Source organism: Desulforamulus putei DSM 12395, from assembly GCF_900129195.1.
Taxonomy (GTDB): domain Bacteria; phylum Bacillota; class Desulfotomaculia; order Desulfotomaculales; family Desulfotomaculaceae; genus Desulfotomaculum; species Desulfotomaculum putei.
The window spans coordinates 1-21031 of sequence record NZ_FQUY01000033.1 but is presented as its reverse complement, the minus strand read 5'-3'; the positions used below and the strand labels follow the sequence as shown (position 1 = coordinate 21031).

Below are 21031 nucleotides of genomic sequence, written 5' to 3'. Positions count from 1 at the left end.
ACAATGAATCTGTTCACTTCATCTCTAGAGAAACTGGCTTATCTGTGTCTACCCTACACACCTGGAAAAAGAAGGCCAGAGCCAATGGCATAGCAGTTCCCAGCGGTGAACCGGAAGCAGAAAGATGGAGTACACAAGATAAATTTCTAATAGTTGTTGAGACAGCCTCCTTAAGCGAGATAGAGATGGCTGAATACTGCCGGTCTAAAGGCCTCTATGTTGAACAAGTGGAAGCCTGGCGGGATGCTTGTATGCAGGCTAACGGCGGCGTTGCACAGCAAGCTGCCCAACTACAAAAGGACCTTCGCCAAAAAGATAAAGAACTAAAAGATATCCAAAAGGAGCTTAGACGAAAGGAAGCCGCGCTCGCTGAAGCTGCTGCACTCCTAGTTTTAAGAAAAAAGGCCCAGGCGATTTGGGGGGACCCCGTGGACGAATGATCAGTGTCTCAGGTCGCCAGCAAGCCATTATACTGATCAAAGAAGCTGTTGACTCAGGTGCTAGAGAAGAAGCGGCCTGTAAGGAACTTGGAATTTCAAGACGTACTCTTCAACGCTGGAGAAGTACACTATCACCCATTGAAGATCAGCGGAAATATGCTAAGCGACCAGCACCTGCAAACAAGCTTAGCGAAGATGAAAGACAAGCCATTGTAGAAACTGCCAATCAACCTGAATTTAAGAGTTTACCACCTAGCCAAATTGTTCCCAGACTAGCCGACAAAGGCATTTACTTGGCTTCAGAGTCAACATTTTATCGGGTGTTAAAAGAGAACAACATGCAACACCATCGTGGAAGAGCTAAAAGACCTTGTACTAAGCCAATCTCAACACATTGTGCTACCGGCCCAAATCAAGTTTGGATGTGGGATATCACTTGGTTACCAGGACCCGCTAAGGGTATCTTTTTCTACCTATATCTAATTTTAGACCTATTCAGCCGTAAGATAGTTGCTTGGGATATCTGGGATGAAGAGTCCTCTGAAAATGCCAGTATACTAGTGCGACGGGCGATAATGTCTGAAAAACGTACGCTAACTAACCAACCATTAGTACTTCATTCAGACAACGGTAGTCCTATGAAAGGGGCAACCCTACTGGAGACACTCTACCAGTTGGGAATAACCCCATCCAAAAGTCGCCCAAGAGTTAGCAATGACAATCCATACGCTGAATCTATTTTCCGTACTTGCAAGTACCGCCCTAATTACCCTGCTAAAGGATTTGCCACACTGACTGAAGCTAGGGAATGGGTACTAACATTCACCAGATGGTACAATCAGGAACACCGACACAGTGGTCTTAATTTCCTGACCCCAAATCAAAGGCATAACGGCCTCTCGACACAGATTCTGGAGCGAAGAAAACAGGTTTATGAAGAAGCCAAATTAAAGCACCCTGAGAGATGGTCTGGCCCAATCAGGGATTGGACACTAGATGAAATTGTTTGGCTGAATCCAGAGCGTGTTAAAGAGCCTGAATCTAGAGAAAACCATGCATAAAGCCCCAGAAAGTAAAAACACAGGCGGTCTCCTGAGAGAGGGGAAATATATCCCCGAGTAATAGCAACCACAGTAGCCGCCGCTTGCGGTCGGAGCGAAGCGGAGAGTCTTGACTCATGTGCTATGCTGAATAAACCCGACCGTAGGCAATTAATTTTTTGGCGTATATCCGTCGGTCGGGTTACCCCACGATTAGCACATGAGTCAAGACCGGCGGTGGACGCACAACTAAACTATCTTACAATTTCAGCGACAACTATCTTGACAAACGCCGATACCGCTAAAATTTCCTGCCCGAGCTGGAGGCTAAGTTTTTCCCCAGAAAACTGACTGAACAATCAGATCAGGGACGGTTTTTTATCTTCTTGTCTCTGGTACTTACTACTGCGAATTTATGAGACTCCAGAAAGAACTTACTCATTATCCAAATAATCTTCAATATTCAACTCTTCATATCCCGGGATTTTGATTGTTTCATACTTCTCCGGCGGCGCATTAAGCGGGCAGGTGGCATCAATACCCATTTTGTCAGAAATACCATCATTTGTTGATGGATCCAACTTAGAGCCCAGAGAACCGGAAACAAGCATTATATCTTTTGCCATCTGACACCTGGTTGCTATAGCCCACTCCACTTCTTCTATGTCAAAAATGTCTACATCCGAGTCCACTACGACCACGTGCTTTACTTCCTGCATGCTAGCAAACGCAGCAAACATTGCATTTTTAGCTTCTCCCTCATGTTTCTTATCAATTGAAATCACGGCATGATACCTGCAGGTACCCCCTATGGTTAAATGAACGTCTTTAACTGTGGGAACAGTTTGTTTTACCAACTCATATAGTGTTGCTTCCCGGGCTAGGCCGCCCAGTAAGAGGTGTTCTTTGGTAGCCGGCAGAATCGTGTGGTAAATAGGCTCATCTCGGTGGCAGATAGCTGTTATTTTAATAACAGGTTTTTCACTGGCTGGACCGTAATATTTAGGGAACTCTCCAAACGGACCTTCAACTTTTCTTACCTTGGGCAGCAGTTTACCCTCAAGGACTATTTCCGCTTCAGCAGGTACTTCAACATCAACCGTTTGGCATTTCACCAGCTTCTGACCACCGTTTTTTATGGCATTGGCAATCTCCAACTCATCTACCCCTAGTGGCACAATAGCCTGGGAAGCTAACAATAATACCGGGTCAACACCAATGGCTATAGCAATATCCAACGGCTCATTTTTCTTCTCAGCCTTCATGTAAAGTTGCGACAGGTGCCTGGGAAGTATCAAAATACCTATTTCATTTTTAGAAAATACTTGTAGCCTGTGGATGGAAACATTCCTCTTACCAGTCTCAGGATCTTTGCAGATCAAGAGTCCCGCAGTGATATAATGACCGGCATCCTTCTCGTGATGAATAGGAATAGGGAGCGTCATTAAGTTAACATCATCAATGTTTATATTTTTCATGACAGGGGCCTCTTCCCTGGTTACAACTTGGCATGGAATAGGTTGTTTTTGGCATTCACTAATTTTTCGAGCAACATTGTTTTTTGTAGTACCTAAAGCCTTTGCAAAAAGATCCCTGTCATAGGCAATTCCAGACACAACGGGAATATTATAGCCTTTTGGTTTTTTAAATTTAACAGCTGCTTTGCCGTCAAGTTTTTTGATTACAGCAGGCATCTCGAATTTCAGGCTTATTTCTTTTGATACAGTTTTAATTTTGCCTTCATTTTCCAGATACGCTAACCAATCACGCAATGATGAAGTTACCAGTTTTACCACCCCTTAATATTTAATGTTGTTATGGATTATCGTACACCGTTTTGATATCACACTTAGAATAACTACAATATAAAGTTATATACTCAGACAAAGTTGATAGGCTTTTAGCATTAAAATGCTTCCTGCAAAATTCCTCTGATTTGCTTTTCAGTGGCTTTACGTATGTTAAACTTGAGCATACCACTCTTTAGTGCATCCCTTGCAACATCATCCAACTTTTCTTCCTTTGCTCCTGCATCACGAAGTTTTCTTGGCAAGCCGCACAGCTCAACCAGTTTTTCTACAGCCTTAGGTGCTTCGTATGCGTCTTCATAAATATCCTTACCCAAGAGAGTTATACCCATAGCCTCTGCGATCCTGGCATACTTTTCTGGGGCAGCGGGCACATTAAAATTCATTACATATGGTAGCATAATAGCATTTGCAATACCGTGTGGGATGTGGAAGTGCCCTCCCAGTGGACTTGCAATTGCATGTGACAATCCTAAATTAGTATTATTAAACGCTACTCCTGCCATTAACTGAGCTTTGAGCATTTGTGTACGTGCTTCTAAATTGGAACCATTAGTCGTAGCTTGGGGCAGGTATTTATATATTAACTCGATGGACTCCAACGCCAAAACATCGCAAATCGGTTGACTGGCCAAAGAGGTATAAGCCTCTATTGCATGGGTCAATGCATCAAGACCTGTAGCAGCAGTCATCATTGGTGGTAGAAGCAAAGTTAACTCCGGATCTAAGATGGCCAAATCTGGTGCCAGGCATGGACTTGCAATAGTAAATTTAAGGTTCTGGTCCAATTCAGTTAAAACAGCGAAAATAGTTACCTCACTACCAGTACCGGCTGTTGTGGGGATGGCAATAAGAGGAATCCCTTTGGTTTTAACTTTATTTAGCCCGGCATACTCCAGTAACTTTCCCCCATTTGCAAGCAGTACCCTAGCTCCTTTTGTCGCATCTATGGAACTGCCTCCGCCAACTGCTACCAGTAAATCTACTTCCTCTTGTTTTGCCATATCTCTAATTTTTTCTATTGTCTTGGTGCTGGGATCAGATTCTACTTGATCGAAAACGGCATGACTGAACTCTGCTTTAGCTAAAACGTTGACAATTCGTTCTAAAATACCTGCTTTAACAATACCGGAGTCAGTAACGATCATTACTTTGCTTGCATTAAAAGACGCAATCTTTTCAGGAAGTTTTGTAATGCTCCCAGGCCCGAATTCGATTTCAGTCGGCAGTTTAAAATTAAAACCTTTATTTATCATTAATATGGCCTCCTCATCACAGTTAGAATTTTAAAATATTATCCAGTTCTTCATTTGGAATATCAAAGACTACCTCGTTTGGCCTAAGTTCTTCAGTATGCATAAACTCAGGGATTCTATTGGCTTCTACTGTAAAACCGGCCTTTTTGTTAAAGTCCAGTTCAATATGTAAAATCTTTTTACCCCAATTCCAGAAATCATCTGTAGTGATTTCTATATTATAGTAGCCCTTAATTAATTCAAGTAAGGCATGGAGTGTGTCCGGATCATTAAATACCGAATAACTGCAGAATCTGCACAACCCTGTATTGTCTAAAGCGGTAGCCTTGATATGATATTCTTTTGCCAGGGATACCTGTTCTTCAGGTTTGGCCTTAATGAAAGTAGTACAGCTGGGACCCGCAGTATGGTCTGCTCCCATTGGGGTAACGGCGTAAATGGCCCCCATCCCCTTGATACCTCGAGGGTCATAAGCAGCCATCGCTTGGCCCTTGACAACAGGAATTCTGTTAATTCCAAATACTTGACCCGTTACTTTTGCACCCTGACCTAAAACTCTACCTAAAACATCACCCCGGGCAATGGAATGAATCGCTTCTTTTGCCGCAGCAAAACTACCAAAGAGCAATATTCCTGCTTCCATCGCTATACCTATGGCAGCGCCTACCTCAATGGTATCCAAACCATAGTCATCACATAATCTGTTCAAGTGGGCTATATCATCGAGGTTTCCTATTCCCAGATTAGAACCCAGCAGGCAGATTGACTCATATTCAAAGCCGCCGGTTATTTCATTGCCATCTTTGTCCAGGTAAATGTTGGAGCAACGAATTACGCAGCCCGGAGTACAGGCATGGCCCACCTTGCCACCTCTCTTTGTTTGCAGTTCAGTCATGGCCTCTCCGCTAATTTGGTTTACTTCTTCAAAGGTTCCGGCAGAAAAGTTTCTGGTGGGCAGGGCACCAACATTATTTATTATGTTTACGAGAACTGCAGTACCATATTTGGGCAATGCATTGCCCGAAACAGGGTTTTTCAATAGCCCCTGGGCAAATTTTTTGCTGGCATTTTTTACTGCTTCCTTGTCTAATGGCTGTACATACCCGACATCGGCTCCATCTATTACTACAGCTTTGATTTTTTTGGCACCCATCACAGCACCTACACCACCTCTACCAAACTGGCGGGTAGGAACCCCTTCCTTGTCTGTTGCTGCAATGTTGGCTGCAAACATTTTGTGCTCGCCAGCCTGGCCAATGACAAAGATACTGCACTTATTACCATATTTTTTTTGCAATTTCTTACATGCATCATAACAACCAAGGCCTGCTAGTTCACCTGCGGGCAGCAGAGCAGCACCATCCTTATCAATTTTCAAATAGTGCCACTGATCATCTTGTGGAGCTCCCTCAATAATTATTGCTTTTATACCCAGTTTCCCAAGGTACAGCCCAGCGGGACCACCGGCACTGCTTTCCTTTATCCCTCCAGTTAGCGGGCTTTTCGTACCCACTGAAGTTCTGCTGGAACTGGATACGGAAGTACCCGCAAATAACCCCGTCCCAAATACCAGCTTGTTCTTAGGACCTAGGGGGTCACAGGTCGGATCTACTTCTGCTGCAATTATAGAACTCACCAGCCCTCTGGCACCAAGTAATCGGTATGACTGGGGCAGTTTCTCCTTTTTTACAGTTCTGCCGCTTACATCAATCCGATAAACATTCAATTCATTCACCTCCATTTATACTCACCCTCATTGTTCGATAATATCAAACACCGTTTTTATAGTTAAATAAAAAAATTTTAGTTACCTATACTTTTTAGTTTATCACCTCCGTTTACAACCTAAAGTACTAGAAATGGCTAAAGCTGTTTCCTTTATAGGTACAATTAACTCTGCTATTCGCTCGTATGTCATCCTTGTAGTGGGACCTGCAATGCTGATTGCAGCAATCGCTTCACCATTGTGATTAAATATTGGAGCCGCCACACAGCGAAGTCCAATCTCAATTTCCTCATCGTCAATGCTGTAACCCTGTTTTTTGATTTTGACTAGTTGATCTTTTAATTGAGTTAAGTTAGTTATTGTATTAGGAGTAAATTCAGTTAGCTCAATGCTATTTAATATATCCTCGAGTTCATCTTCAGATAAAAAAGCCAGAATAGATTTTCCAACCCCAGTACAATGCATAAGAGCCCTCTTACCTATTTGTGAGTACATACGAATGGCCTGTGGGCCTTCGACTTTATCTATATATACATATTCATTATCAGTTTTAACTACCAAGTGCACGGTTTCATTAAACTCTTTAACCAGTTTTTGCAGAAAAGGCCTAGCCTGATATCTTAAGTTCATTCTCTTGTGAACGTTTTCGCCAATCTCAAACAACCTTAATCCTAACTTGTACTTGCCATTCTCCGGGTCCTGGTTGACAAACCCCTTACTCTCCAGTGTATGTAATAAACCAAAGGTAGTACTTTTATGAAGTGCTAATCTGTTGCTTATCTCTGTAACTCCCAGTGGTTCTGAAGATCTTTCTAAAACCTCTAGAATTGAGATAGCTCTTTCTACCGATTGCACCAAATTTGTTTTCTTTTTCAGTTACACCACCTCGAATCCGGATCGTAAGCATCTTAAGACTTGCACTTTTGTGCGTTATTGCCGTACGCCATTCTCAGAATAGACTATTAGATTCCCAATATTTATATTATTTTAATTCTGCAAAATTTTTGTTTTTCCTCCTTGTTATTTTTATAATATTTGAAGTTTTACCATAAAAAGCTGGATTGAAATAAGAATTGAAGTAATAGAAGCCCCCAACTTTTTTGCTGAGTTAAGGATTTAGAGTGAAACAATTAAAACCTATACATATTAACTTATTCTCCCCAGCGCCGAATCATATTGTGTTCTATCCCAAGATGATCCAATATACGACCGGTAGAGTGTAGGACAATATCTTTTATTGTTTGAGGCTTTTGATAAAAGGCCGGCATGGGGGGCATGATTGTTACCCCAAGGCGGGCCAATTTTAACATATTCTCAAGATGAATAGCACTTAACGGAGATTCCCGGGTGACAAGAATTAACTTGCGTCCCTCTTTAATTGTGACGTCTGCCGCCCGGCTAATGAGGTTATCTGTATAGCCATGGGCCACCGCTGATAACGTTTTCATACTGCAAGGAACAACTACCATACCATGATGAATAAAAGAGCCACTAGAAACAGGAGCTGCCTGATCATCTTCCCTATATGTACAAGAGGCCAGTTTGGTTACTTTTTCAATAGTTTGATTCGTTTCCAGTTCAATAGTACATTTACCCCAGTTACTTAAAATCAGGTGAGTTTCTACGTCATGAGAACGAAGGTATTCTAACAAAGTAATACCATATATAGCGCCTGTGGCCCCAGTTATTCCAACAACTATTCTCATAAATTGACTCCTTTTTTGTTTTGCATTATCATGTAAGTGGATCACAAGCCCTTGGTTCCCACCAAGGGCTTACTTTATATCTTGCCATTATATTGCGGAGGATTATTTACAACCTGGAGATCTCATTGTATAAAATATACTGCCTTCTTGCAGAAAACAAATTTATAATAGCTATGATAGATATCCGATAGATTTCGATATGGATAAAGCTGTTTCTTTAATTGGTTGAATAAGTTCTTGTATTCTTTCGTATGTCATTCTGGTACTGGGACCAGCGATACTTATAGCAGCAATTGCTTCCCCTCGGTGATTTAATACTGGTGCGGCCACACAGCGCAGGCCCATTTCAATTTCTTCGTCATCAATACTGTAACCTTGTTTCTTAATCTCTTTTAAATGAATTCTAAGTTTATCAATGTTAGTAATTGTGCTAGGTGTAAAAGATTTTAATTCAAGTTTCGCAAGAATTCTCTCTCTCTCGTCTTCAGGGAGGAACGCAAGGATCGATTTTCCAACACCCGTGCAGTGCATTAAAGCCCTCTTCCCTATTTGGGAGTACATTCTAATCGCTTGAGGACCGTCCACTTTATCGATGTAGACATAATCATCTTCAACTTTCAACACCAAATGAACTGTTTCTTTAAATTCATCTACCAATCTTTTTAAAAAAGGGTGGGCTTGCTGCCTTAAGTTCATCCTTTGATGAACTTGTTCGCCAAGTTGTAATAACCTTAAACCCAACTTATATTTACCATTTTCAGGTTCTTGGTAAACCAGACCTTTGCTCTCTAAAGTATTTAAAAGACCAAAGGTCGTACTTTTATGAAGATCCAATCTGTTGCTTATCTCAGTAACACCTAAGGGCTCGAGTGATTTCTCCAGGACTTCAAGGATAGATATTGCCCTGTCAACGGACTGGATAATATTGGTTTTCTTTTTCATTGTACCACCTCCAATCGAAGAATCGCATTTACTCGTTCAATCTTATAGCACGTTGTTCCGAAGAATGAACATTTTTATGATTCTATTGCAGCAAAACCCCAAGGCCGGGGTCTCATTTGTCCGAATAATGTGGATGAATCTGGATAATAGCCCTTACTTCCCTTTTGAACGCTGTTGATTACCGACATGGTAATGAACAGTTCGACGTGAAATAGTTCTATTCGCTATATACAACCAATCGAGAATATTATTCTTGCCTTCCCAGAAATACGTCTTCGGTTAGACTGGGTAAGAAAAATCAGATTTTTTCCATTCCAACAGAAGTAATTAGTTAAAGTCTATATCTTTATTAGTTTTAGATGATTTTGTTTAAATTTAATATCTAAATATCTTTACTGTTTTACCAAGTTTCAATTTTGCATTTTTACGTTATCGTCTGTAACCTAAGGAAGTTGAAATTTCGGCTGCAGTTTCAATTAAAATCGGTTTAATTTCTTCTAATCGAACTGCGGTAAAACGTGTACTTGGACCAGATATACTTATTGCAGCAATTGCTTTACCACTATAATCAAATATAGGTGCTGCTATACATGATAAGTTTTCCATAATTTCTTCTATATCATAAGCATAGCCCCGTTCTCTTATTGCTTTTAGTTCTTCTTCTAATTTTAGCGGATCTGTTATTGTATTTTTCGTATACTGTGGCAATCCTTTAGTAGTAATAATTCGTTGCATTTCTAGTTTTGGAAGGTATGCTAATAGGACCTTGCCAACCCCTGTACAATGGGCAGGTAAACGCGAACCTATTTCGGAAACAATACGCAAGGATTGATTACTTTCTCTTTTATCTATATATAAAACTTCTCCCTTGTCAAGCACTACTAAATGAACTGTTTCCCCTGTTCTTTCCAGTAACTTTTGTATATAGGGTCCAGATACTGCACGTACATCCCAAGTGGATGCAACAATTCTACCAAGCTCAAAGAAACGAATGCCAAGTTTGTAGTTACCAGTAAACGATGACTGTTCGATATAACCATATTGTTTTAAAGTAGATAGTATTCCGTGAACAGTACTTTTAGACATTTTTAGCTTAGATGAAATATTGGATAAAGGCACTTCTGTTTGGCAAGAAGCTAAATATTCAATAACCATTAAAGCTTTTGCTATAGACCTGATAGGAACCTTTTCCGTCAGCATTGTTTGAGAATACAAAGGTACAACCTCCCATGGCAAATTGTCCTAACTTATAATTGCACTTAAGAAATACTACTAATACTATCCACCACTTACTTGTGGAAAAAAAATAACTTTATCCCCATCTTTTAGAATATAATCTTGAGTTTGCATTTTTGCATTAACCGAAATAAAATGTACTTCATTGAAGGGAACACCTAAATACTCTAATAAATCTCTTATTGTTCCCCCTTCTTTGAATTCTACATAATGAAAATTTCTATAGGATGGAAAATTAATAGATAATACACCTAAAAGCTTAACTTGTACTTGCATTAATGCAGTTCTCCTTTAAACCTAATTATTTAATTCGAAAACAATCTTGTATATTTAATTTGACAATTTCGAAAAAAATCCTTTTAAAGAATAAATACCTTCACTCAAAAATATCATGGTACGAGGGGTATACCCTCGTACCATGATATTAGTAGAATTAGAGAACATCCCTACCATAATAAGCGCAGAGAAAAATATTCTTGATTTCTTCTACTGTGGGTATTCTCGGGTTTGCGGGAGTACTGCCGTCTTTCATAGCATTTTCGGCCAATTTGTCTACCTTGGCCAGGAAATCAGCTTCATCAACACCTGTATCCTTGATAGAAGCAGGAATACCAAGTAGCTTCTGTAAGCCACGTACAGCTTCCAGAAACTTCGCTGTTCCATCATAAGCATCCTTTGATTCATAGCCAATGGCCCGGGCAACGTCCGCGTAGCGGGAAGCTACAGCAGGTGTGTTGTACTGAACAACATAGGGCAGCATGATAGCATTGGCACGGCCATGCGGTATCCCATACTCAGCACCAATTTGGTGAGCCGTACTGTGTACTAATCCCAAAGCAGTGTTAGTGAAGGTAAAACCAGCCATCAAAGAAGCTGTATGCATTTTTTCTCTGGCCTCTTTATCATTTCCATTGGCAAAGGCTTTTGGCAGCCATTCAAATACCATAGCAGTTGATTTTAAAGCGATCGGATCGGTAACATCGGTTGCATTAACAGAAACATAAGCCTCGACCGCATGAACCATCACATCAAAACCTGTGTTAGCAGTAACCACCGGTGGCATGGTGGAGGGTAGTTCCGGGTCACAGATGGCAATATCCGGAGTAACTTCATAGGAAAGTGTAAACTCCTTGACGTTTGGTTCGACATCACGGTTGGTGATTACGGCTGCCAGGGTTACTTCTGTAGCAGTGCCACTGGTAGAAGGAATTGCTACAAATCTGGCTTTTTTCCTTAATTTAGGTACACCGGTAAACGGAACGAATATCTCTTCCCAGGTTACATTAGGATGTTCATAGAAAATCCACATCGCTTTAGCAGCATCGATAGAGGAACCACCACCTAAGCCAACGATTAAATCAGGCTGGAACTGGTTCATTACCTCAACGCCCTTCATGACAGTTTGACGGCAAGGGTCCGGTTCTACTTGATCAAATACTACACTCTCTATGCCTGCCTCCGCTAAGTAACCTTTCACCTTTTCTACAAAACCCAGATTCTGCATAACTTTGTCTGTTACAATAACTGCCTTTTGTCCTTCTAATTCTTTCAGGTAAGCAAGGCAACCCCAACCAAATACAATATCTTTGGGAATGCGGAACCATTTAGAATAATTAGACATTTTTCATACCTCCAAATTATTTTTTATTTTTGAATTTATTGATAATTAATTAGCTGGGTTTACGTATTCAATCCAACTACTTAACTACAATAGTTTGGCCGAAGACAATGCAATTATGAGACTAGTACCTATAGCTATACTGGTTACCGGTGGGTCTATATACGAATTAGTTTGACTAATCCATAACTTATTTATACAGCTGGCAATAATTGCAACAAGAATCCCTAATACAACGGCCCAAATTATAGCATTAATACTCCCGTTACCTCGCAGCGCAGCTAAACCCGATATAATTACTATGTGGTGCCAAGGTGCTCCATTAAATCCCATTTGAAGATAAAGAAGAAATAATAGAGCCAATCCAAAGGGTATTAATATATCACCCATTTTAACAGCCGCTACAGCACTGGCCAGCCCCACTCCACCTCCAAGTACCACCAGGAAACCCAGTTCCTTACCATTGGGCCACCAATTTTCGTCTTCATTTGCTGACTCTTTTTTACGATTTGAACGCCATTGTCCATCAAATAATAACCTGGCCAGCCATCCTGTAATAACCACAGATAAGGCTACGTTGTCAGTGGGAATACCGATACCAGTACCGAGGCGCTCTAAAAGCATACCAACCACCCCAAAGACGCCACCCACCAGGAGAACGTCTGGTCTACCAAATCCAGATAACGGCTTCAGTATATCCAATCCAGTATCAATAACTCCTCTAGACCAGGCATAAGCGGCGGCAGCAGCACCCCCAGCATAAACCATATGTGCACCAAAAAGCGGGTTAAAACCTATATTCCATACCATTGCGGGGTCGTTACCTACCAGCCCGGCAAGACCAGTAATCATTAAAACAGCACCCCATAAAGTAATAGCCGGAAGGGCACCCATTGCTGCACCTAATATACCTCCACCCAACGCACCTACAACCATCAATGGTTCAATTCCCAACGTTTCCACCTCCCTAACAACGAAAGATTGTTTTTTGGTACGAGGGTATACCCTCGTACCAAAAAACATATTGAGATTACTTAATAAAGTACAACTTGTCCAAAATTAACTAATACAGTTTGTCACCAAGGCGCCCTTCATAACTCCTGGTCAGCAATTCAGTTGCTGCTTCCTTGGTCATCGGTCTCTTAGCCCAGCCATAGAATGCAGTTATCCATGGACAATCGGTCATCATTTCAACTAACATGGGAATATCTTCTTTCTTACCAAAGGGTGCCCAGGTCGGTTCAATACCAATATCCGTCAAAAGCTGCTTAACTCCGTCTACACCAGCTTGAGCAGCTTGACGCAAATTCATGCCGTCAATATTTTGACCCAGTGCCTTGGCAATAAGTGCCATTTTCTCCATACAATGCCCCATATTGTATTCCATTGCATAAGGAAGTGCAACAGCACATCCAACACCATGCGGAACATGATATACCGAACCTAAGGTATGTGCTAAAGCATGCCCTTCTACTATACCTGGGTCGTTAAAAGCTTTTCCTGCCATCATAGAAGCATAAGACATTTTAACCCGGGCTTCTAAATTATCTCCCTCATAAACAGCAACAGGTAATGCCTCTGCAATAAGTTCAACAGCCTTTAAAGAAATAGCATCTGTAAACGGGTTTTCCTGCTTGGCCATCAAAGTCTCTATTGCATGGGACAAAGCATCAGCACCTGTAGAGGCGGTAACTCTGGGAGGCATACTTAGAGTTAATGTAGGATCTACAACTGCTAAGTCTGGCAAAATTGCTGGAGTAGCAAAAAATCCCTTCATATGATCATCAGCAAAGGTAATTACTGAATACATCGTGCATTCGGTACCTGTTCCTGATGTTGTAGGAACAGCAATAATGGGAGCACCTTTTTTAGGAAAGCTAGTAGTTTTTAAATAATCTTCAGTTTTTCCTGGCAAGGCGAGAAGTTGAGCAACGACTTTAGCAATATCTATGGCGCTGCCGCCACCCAGTCCTATTACAAAGTTTCCATTTTCCTTACGAGCAAATTCAGCTGCTTCATTACATACAATATTATCAGGTTCAGGTTTGCCTTGATCAAACACTGCTACTTCAATATTGTCTTTTTTAAGCGCTGCTACTACCCTATCAGCAATCCCGTTTTTAGCCAAAATCGGGTCGGTTACAATAATTGCCTTACCGCTCCAACCCTTTTCTTTGATGTGTTGGGAGATATTATCTACTGCATTAACACCAAACACAATCTTTTGTGGAGTATAATACTGAACCTCTTTAAGTATTGGAAACATAGTAACCCTCCTTAAAAAATATATTTTGTAAGTAGCCGGTAAAATCAATATAGAAACAAGTTCCTAAAAATTACGTCCATTTTCTTTTGCCTTCATACATAGCATTTTTTTAACAATGATTATTTAGTTAATTGTTAATTATGGCAAAATCCATTCCTAATTCTTTAAGCTTTTCAGGTTTAGGTAACCCGGTTTCTTTATCCCAGTTCATAGCTTCGTAATAAGCATCAAGCATAACATCCAGGTTTTCTACTTTACCTCCCTCTGAAGGTCCATCTGGAATCGCTTGTGAAAAACGTTTTGGCAGTTTATCATCTTTACGAGTAAAACCTTCCCGGGCATTAAAACAACGCTTTAGATTCCAGGATCGATCTGCTGCAGTGAGTAATTCCTCAGCTGTAACATCCCATCCGGTAAGTGCACTTACCATCTCAGCATATAGTTGAGGTGTTATGCAATTGCCTTCAGAACCCCATGAGTAGAAGATACAAGCACCAAGATTCTCGCTTATTTCACCTTGTAAGGCCACGTATCGATAAGCAGTTCCCTTTTTGGCTGATTCGTCTGGAACCTCTGTCGGTGGCCAGGGTACACCGAGTTCCTTCATGCCGCAATCTAATTGGCCAAAATCCCAAGTTGCAGGCCAGTTAGGATGCATATGACAAGCACCCCTCGGGGATGTAGCATATTGAACAGCAAGTACCTTGGATTCAGAACGTGGTTCATGCGCAGGTAACTCCAGCCCTTTTACGTGAATGGCTGCTTCTTCTGAATCCGGACCGAGTTTTTCTGCCATACGTTTTACGCCTTGGGCTAAGAACTCACCAAATCCTTCTTTGTTGGCGATTTTCTCTACCAACTGCACCATCACTTCTGCATTACCCCAATGCAATGACAAACCATCTGTATCCTTTTCGGTCAGTAAGCCCTTTTCATAGCACTCCATGGCAAAGGCTATACTCATACCTGTACTAACTGTATCTAACCCATAAACATTGCATAAAAAGTTTCCTCTAATGATTGCCTCCATATCATGCACGCCACAGTTAGCGCCCAACATATCTACAGTTTCGTACTCCGGTCCCTCCATTGGGGGTGTATAAAAACTTCCATTGTTTACTGAAGAATAGCGTCCACATGCGAAGGTGCAGCCGTAACAAGCACGTTTTTTAATGTTATATTCCCGGTTAAATTTCTCACCTGAAATTTCATCTGCTTTTTCAAAATGGGCAGTTTGAAAGTTCTTAGTGGGTAAAATCCCCAGGCTGTCGTGTAGTGATACAAGGCCTATAGTACCCATGGTGGGAATACCAGCCAAAAGGTAATTTTTTAGCCATTGTTCCGCCTTGGAGACCGCATCCATAAAGTCTTTCGGTTTGGCAACTTTAATGCCACCATTCCCATTTACAGTAACAGCTTTCAAGTTTTTACTTCCAAATACTGCCCCGATACCTCCACGACCGGCGGCTCGTCCTCTATCATTAATTAAAGCAGCATATAATACTCCATTTTCCCCAGCCTGACCAATGGCAGCAACAGATACTTCAGGATCATCAAGTTCTTTGATTAAAGCATCTGTAGTTTCCTCTACATTAAGGCCCCAGAGATGTTTAGCAGGTCTAATTTCAGCCTTCCCATCATTAATGTACAGGTATACAGGTTCTGCAGCCTTTCCTTCAATAACAACAAAATCAAAGCCAGCATACTTAAGCTTAGGACCAAAAGCCCCTCCTGACCGGGCTTGATTCCAAGTGCCTGATAATGGTGACTTATAGCATACTTCGTAACTACCACCACTTGGACTAAGAGTTCCTGTAATAGGACCAGTGGCAAGGACTACTTTCGCTTCAGGAGCCAGGGGATCAATACCACCCGGCATTTCTTTATAAAGGAGCTTAGCCGCGTAACCTACACAGCCAATATATTTTCTCAGCTCGTTTTTATCCAATTCTTCCATCTTAATTTCACCATTAGTTAAATCAACACGCAAAAGTTTACCAGCATATCCATACCACATATTCTCACCTCCTACCTAACCTTTGATGCAAATGCCATAGCCCAGAGTTCCCTCCGTCTGGCCGCAGCTTTGTTTATTTCCTCATAACGGATAGCACCTTGTGGACAGTGATTGGCACATGCAGGATCGCCGCCACATAAATCACACTTAGCGGCTAAATTTGTTTCTTCATCAAATCTTAAAACTCCGTATGGGCAAACATTAACACAGGTACCACAACCTGCACATAAATTAGCGTCCACTGTTACTGCATCTGTAGACCCTTCTCTTGTTAATGCCCCAGTTGGGCAAGCACTTAAACATAACCCACATTGCATACATACTATTGGTACATCAACCGCGGGTTCTCTTCTAATTACATAAACATTACTGCGTGATGGGTTTACTTCTCCATATTTTGTCATTGAGCACCACATTTCACACCGGTGGCACCCTGTGCACAAAGAGGGATCTACTGTTAATAACTTTGACACTTTAGTCACCTCCTAAATTGACAAAAACAATTCAAATCGTGGTTTGGTATTTATAGCCAATCATTTTCACTTTCTCATTAAAACACCTCCTTACAAACATCTTCCTGATTAACAGCACACGTTAAGATGTTCACGTTTTAATTATGACTAAGTTTTATTTCACTTAAAGGTTTATGTTTGTTCATCAATATCAAACATTTCGGTATTGCCGAACTATATTTAATGTTTCGAAAACTTATTCGTGATTTTTATTGATTTTCCTGCTGAAAAAATAAAGTTTGTTTATGAAAGTTTTCGATTTTTTTCGACATTAGATAATATATAAAAAAAGAACCCAGAGGGTGAAAACCCTTGGGCCTTTAGTCTAGTTGGTTTTAAAACCAGTTTCATGGTTTTTAACAATCTGCCAAATAATCAAAGGGTTGGCGTCTCTCTATAATTTAATATCTCCTAATGTTTGTGTTCATTGTGTTGATGTTTTTTACAATTTGATTTACCAGTCTCGTAACAGTTTTCTTTCCCGATAATAACCCTCAGCAGGTTCGGTATCGGTGGGTCTGCGGAACCTGCCCCGTAGCCCACAGCTTTAGGTATCATAGGTGGTAAATGACCAAATTCGCGGCAGATGGTAGTAATGATGGCAGCACCGGTAGGTGTAACCAACTCGAGAGATGTGCCACTGCTATATACTGTCACACCCTGAAGTAACTCCAGTGTGGCCGGAGATGGTACAGGGATCTTGCCATGCATGCATTTTGTCCAACCAGCACCAACATTAAGGGGTGAAGCGACTACTCTGGTAATGCCAAGTTTATGTAAACCTGCTACAGCACCGACAATATCGATGATTGCATCAACGGCGCCCACTTCATGAAAGTGAATTTTTTCCGGGCTTACACCATGTATTTTCCCTTCGGCCCCGGCCAGACGGGTAAAAATCTCCAGCACCGTCTTTTTAACCTGATCCTCCAACCCGCTGTTTTCAATAATTTGCTGAATGTCCTTTAAATGGCGGTGCGGGTGGTGATCATGGGTTTCTACTGTAAATTTGGTAGCGGAGACTCCTCTCCTTACTACTCGTTCAGCCTTGATATGGCAATCGGCCAAATTCAGTTTGACGATTTCTTGCTCTAAAACCTCAAAGGGCAACCCCGCATCCAACAGAGCCCCATTGATCATGTCTCCACTTATACCGGAGAAGCAGTCAAAATAGATAATAGCCATTCTTTACTCCCCTATCCTGTTAATCAAAGCGGCAGCATAACCAGCGCCAAAACCATTATCGATGTTAACAACAGTAACCCCCGAAGAGCAAGTGTTCAACATCGCCAATAATGCTGCCAGACCGTTAAAACTGGCCCCGTAACCTACGCTGGTAGGCACCGCGATAACCGGTTTATCTACCAGGCCCCCTACCACACTGGCTAACGCCCCCTCCATACCAGCCACCACTATGACTACTTTAGCTGCGTCTAATTTATCCCGATTCATTAAAAGCCTGTGAATACCTGCTACCCCTGCATCATATAGCCTGTCTACCTTGCCACCCATCATCTCAGCTGTCAAAGCTGCTTCCTCAGCCACGGGCAAATCGGATGTCCCGGCGCAAGCCACTAAAATATTGCCCACTGTTGTTTGCTCACCACGCCGGACGGTGATTAATCTGGCCAGCGAATGATACTCTGCATCCGGTATCACTTCCAGCACTGCCTGGTACATTTCCTGGGTAGCCCGGGTTCCCATGATATTGCTTGAAGTTTTGGCCAGTGCCTCCATGATCTTTTGCACTTGCTCCACTGTTTTGCCAGCACAATAAACAACCTCAGCAAATCCCTTGCGCAAATGGCGATGATGATCAATTTTAACAAAACCCATATCTTCGTAAGGTAGATGCTTCAGTCTGTCCAGGCCTTGATCAACTGTTAACCTTCCTTGTTTAACCTGTTCTAATAGCCCTCTTATTTCTCTGGGATCCATTTACATACTCTCCTTTAACGTCTCATTCATGCTGCCGGATCTTAAACCCATCATGTCCAGGGTTATATAGGTAAAATTCAGCTTTTTCAGGTAGTTCGTTACCTCTTCTTGACGGCTCAACAAATCAGCAAATTGATTCTTTGATATTTCAATTCTTGCCAGATTTCCATGGGCACGTAAGCGGCAGGGAGAAAAACCCAGCGACTTAAGAAAGTCTTCCCCTGCTTTTACAGCCAATAGCTTCTCCTTGGTTATCGCCTCTCCGTAGGGTATTCTGGATGCCAGGCAGGCGACTGCCGGAACATTCCAAGTTAACAAGCCAAGCCGGCAGGATAGCTCTCTAATTTCGGCTTTTGTGAATCCCGCTTCCTGCAGCGGACTCTTCACTCCCAACTCCTCCACTGCTTTACTACCCGGTCGAAAATCGGCCAGGTCATCGATGTTGGCGCCGTCGATAACGGTTTCAATGCCCCTGGCCCGGGCAATTTCTAATAATTTACTGAAACGAATGTGTTTGCAATAATAGCACCGTTCCGGGGGATTGGCGACAAATCTTTCATCGGACATTTCATCACTCTGAATTACCAGGTGTTCCACATCAAATTCTTGAGCCATCTTTTTGGCACGCTCAAGTTCTTCTGATGTAAAAGTATCAGAAACGGCAGTTACTGCCAAAACCCGGGACGGCAGTTCTTCCGCTGCTATTTTTAATAAAAGAGTACTATCAACCCCACCGGAAAAGGCAACCAGGACACTGCCATATCTTTTTAAAATTTCCCTTAAATCTTTTAACTTTTGCTCAAGTTCTACCATATTATATTTCACCTTCAGCTTATCAAATTATTAGCCTGTCTCTTTAATTCTTCCGCTACTGTACCCAATTCGCTGACAATAGCGTTAATCTCTTGAGCCGTGGCAGCCTGTTCTTGGGTTCCTGCGGATAACTGTTCAATGGAGTGAGTTAGTTCCAGTATAGATTTTTGCATACCCTGCAGAGTTTGCATAATTTCCTTTACCGAGTGCTGGGTGTCCTGGGAAAGCTTGCGTATTTCACTGGCCACCACATTAAATCCTGCACCGGCTTCTCCTACCCTGGCTGCTTCAATGGCTGCGTTTAGTCCCAGTAGATGGGTCTGTTCGGCAATCTTGCGAATAAAAGCAACTACATCATCCGTCTTGTTTATTTCCTGCCCGATGCCCCGGGCATGGTTATTTATGCTTTCTGTGGTAGCTGCCAGTTCCTCTGCCGTGGCGGAAAGGTTGTTGGTCGCCTGGGCCAGGATATCAACCCGTTTTTCCATCTGTTGGGCTTCCTTATTTAATCTCTCCTGTTGCTCAATGGGCCTGGTCATCAAGATCGTCCCCACGATTTTACCGGTTGATGGTTCGGTGAGGGGGTAACAGGTCCCTATGAAGGGTAGTCCGTATACCTCCTCCCCTACTTTAGCTACTGTCCTGTTACCGCTATGTATGGTTTTGTATGCGGTGCTACCTTCCTTGATTGGATCACCATCATTAACTGTTAATTTTAGGGTTCCATGAATGCCATACAAGTTTGTTGTCAAGTCGGTTATATAGAAACCTATTTCATCACCTAATAAACCTTTAAAATACGGGGCCATTTTTAATGCACAAGTTAAGATATCAGGTTCCTTTTGTTCTTTTAGTATGTCTGTTAAGGGTTCATTTATGAGCTGCGTATGTTTTGAGGATGAATTATCTGCGGGCGTATTTTTTTGATCCTCTAATAAGGATACCTTTTTCCCAAACCATCGATCTAATGCCAACTACATCTCCCCCTTTGATACCTCAATAATAAGACAACGAATGGAATACTTTTAGGGGAATTCGTCTATATAAATCAATTCTCCTTCTATTTTGCAAATTTCACAAACAACATTCTGTATTATCGAACATCCTGGACATTTTTATTGACACATAAATATCTTGTGTTATTCTTTTTTCTATATTTCTTTTTAATGAAAGTCAGAGATGGGTATAAATGTCCTGTGAAAACTGCAAGTTTCAGAGAAAAATTTTTTTAGCAAGAGCGTCTGCCCTTCCTGTATCTTAACCATCCCCGAGGTTACCAAAATACACCTACCGGCAATCAGAATGTTAATTTGGTTACCAAATGGTCGTAAATTCGGAGTTACCTTTGATACTAAAAAAGCATTCCTGTAATGAAGAGCAGGGGTTTTGAGGGAAAATGAAAATCCTGGTATAAAGAATGTAGTGGCCTAAAGCATTCGAAGATGCAAGCGCGGGCTCACTAATTCAAAATACCAGGAGGACTGAAAAGTGAAAGTTTCTAAGATTAAACAAATCCAGCCAAATACCTTGATTGTTGGAATTGATATTGCCAAACAAACACACTGGGCTCAAATGATGTTGCAAGGAAAGCTGATTGGAAAAGCTTTCTCTTTCCAGAATACCAGAGAAAGTTTCGAAAATCTAGTCACTACCCTCAAAGCTTACCAACAAAAATTAGGGGCCACCAACATCGTGGTTGGAATGGAACCTACC

The 21031-nt window shown here is 41.6% G+C and carries 18 protein-coding genes and 1 pseudogene; 2 read left to right on the top strand and 17 right to left on the bottom strand.

Annotated elements, in window-relative coordinates:
• Nucleotides 1-1501, top strand: a pseudogene (locus BUB67_RS14545) (IS3 family transposase); the annotation flags it as partial.
• A 413-nt stretch (nucleotides 1502-1914) separates the two neighbouring features.
• On the opposite strand, the gene BUB67_RS14540 reads toward BUB67_RS14545, so the two are convergent.
• The 17 genes from BUB67_RS14540 to BUB67_RS17285 all read right to left on the bottom strand — a co-directional run bounded on the left by BUB67_RS14540 (nucleotide 1915) and on the right by BUB67_RS17285 (nucleotide 19857).
• A complete protein-coding gene (locus tag BUB67_RS14540) occupies nucleotides 1915-3252 on the bottom strand; it encodes a UbiD family decarboxylase (RefSeq protein ID WP_238457076.1) in 1338 nt (445 codons plus the stop codon).
• Between the two features lie 134 nt (nucleotides 3253-3386).
• Nucleotides 3387-4544, bottom strand: coding sequence for an iron-containing alcohol dehydrogenase (locus tag BUB67_RS14535; protein ID WP_073240120.1), 1158 nt, complete (start codon nucleotides 4542-4544; stop codon nucleotides 3387-3389).
• Nucleotides 4545-4566: 22 nt separating this feature from the next.
• Nucleotides 4567-6285, bottom strand: coding sequence for an aldehyde ferredoxin oxidoreductase C-terminal domain-containing protein (locus BUB67_RS14530; RefSeq protein ID WP_073240119.1), 1719 nt, complete (start codon nucleotides 6283-6285; stop codon nucleotides 4567-4569).
• 87 nt (nucleotides 6286-6372) lie between these two features.
• Nucleotides 6373-7125, bottom strand: a complete 753-nt coding sequence (locus tag BUB67_RS14525) for an IclR family transcriptional regulator (protein WP_238457075.1) — start codon at nucleotides 7123-7125, stop codon at nucleotides 6373-6375.
• Nucleotides 7126-7421: 296 nt separating this feature from the next.
• Complete coding sequence (locus BUB67_RS14520) at nucleotides 7422-7976, bottom strand: UbiX family flavin prenyltransferase (protein WP_073240117.1); 555 nt, start codon at nucleotides 7974-7976, stop codon at nucleotides 7422-7424.
• A 171-nt stretch (nucleotides 7977-8147) separates the two neighbouring features.
• Entirely contained in the window at nucleotides 8148-8918 is a 771-nt protein-coding gene (locus tag BUB67_RS14515; protein WP_073240116.1) for an IclR family transcriptional regulator, read from the bottom strand.
• A gap of 429 nt (nucleotides 8919-9347) precedes the next feature.
• Complete coding sequence (locus BUB67_RS14510; RefSeq protein ID WP_238457074.1) at nucleotides 9348-10133, bottom strand: IclR family transcriptional regulator; 786 nt, start codon at nucleotides 10131-10133, stop codon at nucleotides 9348-9350.
• Nucleotides 10134-10196: 63 nt separating this feature from the next.
• Nucleotides 10197-10430, bottom strand: a complete 234-nt coding sequence (locus BUB67_RS14505; RefSeq protein WP_073240115.1) for a MoaD/ThiS family protein — start codon at nucleotides 10428-10430, stop codon at nucleotides 10197-10199.
• A gap of 157 nt (nucleotides 10431-10587) precedes the next feature.
• The gene (locus BUB67_RS14500; RefSeq protein ID WP_073240114.1) at nucleotides 10588-11775 is read right to left on the bottom strand and encodes an iron-containing alcohol dehydrogenase; all 1188 of its coding nucleotides are present in this window, start codon (nucleotides 11773-11775) and stop codon (nucleotides 10588-10590) included.
• Nucleotides 11776-11859: 84 nt separating this feature from the next.
• A complete protein-coding gene (locus BUB67_RS14495; protein WP_238457073.1) occupies nucleotides 11860-12735 on the bottom strand; it encodes a DUF7973 family transport facilitator in 876 nt (291 codons plus the stop codon).
• Nucleotides 12736-12835: 100 nt separating this feature from the next.
• Nucleotides 12836-14038 (bottom strand): iron-containing alcohol dehydrogenase, encoded by a 1203-nt coding sequence (locus BUB67_RS14490; RefSeq protein WP_073240112.1) that lies wholly within the window; start codon nucleotides 14036-14038, stop codon nucleotides 12836-12838.
• Between the two features lie 127 nt (nucleotides 14039-14165).
• Nucleotides 14166-16055 (bottom strand): aldehyde ferredoxin oxidoreductase family protein, encoded by a 1890-nt coding sequence (locus tag BUB67_RS14485; protein ID WP_073240111.1) that lies wholly within the window; start codon nucleotides 16053-16055, stop codon nucleotides 14166-14168.
• A gap of 11 nt (nucleotides 16056-16066) precedes the next feature.
• On the bottom strand, nucleotides 16067-16528 hold the full coding sequence (locus tag BUB67_RS14480) for a 4Fe-4S dicluster domain-containing protein (RefSeq protein WP_073240110.1): 462 nt from the start codon (nucleotides 16526-16528) through the stop codon (nucleotides 16067-16069).
• A 450-nt stretch (nucleotides 16529-16978) separates the two neighbouring features.
• The gene (larC, locus tag BUB67_RS14475) at nucleotides 16979-17752 is read right to left on the bottom strand and encodes a nickel pincer cofactor biosynthesis protein LarC (RefSeq protein WP_073240109.1); all 774 of its coding nucleotides are present in this window, start codon (nucleotides 17750-17752) and stop codon (nucleotides 16979-16981) included.
• 3 nt (nucleotides 17753-17755) lie between these two features.
• Nucleotides 17756-18505, bottom strand: coding sequence for a nickel pincer cofactor biosynthesis protein LarB (gene larB / locus BUB67_RS14470; RefSeq protein ID WP_073240108.1), 750 nt, complete (start codon nucleotides 18503-18505; stop codon nucleotides 17756-17758).
• Nucleotides 18506-19318 (bottom strand): ATP-dependent sacrificial sulfur transferase LarE, encoded by an 813-nt coding sequence (gene larE / locus BUB67_RS14465; RefSeq protein WP_073240107.1) that lies wholly within the window; start codon nucleotides 19316-19318, stop codon nucleotides 18506-18508.
• Nucleotides 19319-19332: 14 nt separating this feature from the next.
• Nucleotides 19333-19857, bottom strand: coding sequence for a methyl-accepting chemotaxis protein (locus tag BUB67_RS17285; RefSeq protein ID WP_274377252.1), 525 nt, complete (start codon nucleotides 19855-19857; stop codon nucleotides 19333-19335).
• A 949-nt stretch (nucleotides 19858-20806) separates the two neighbouring features.
• On the opposite strand from BUB67_RS17285, the gene BUB67_RS14455 reads away from it, so the two are divergent.
• On the top strand, nucleotides 20807-21031 hold a 225-nt coding region (locus BUB67_RS14455; protein ID WP_143157102.1), incomplete at its 3' end, for an IS110 family transposase.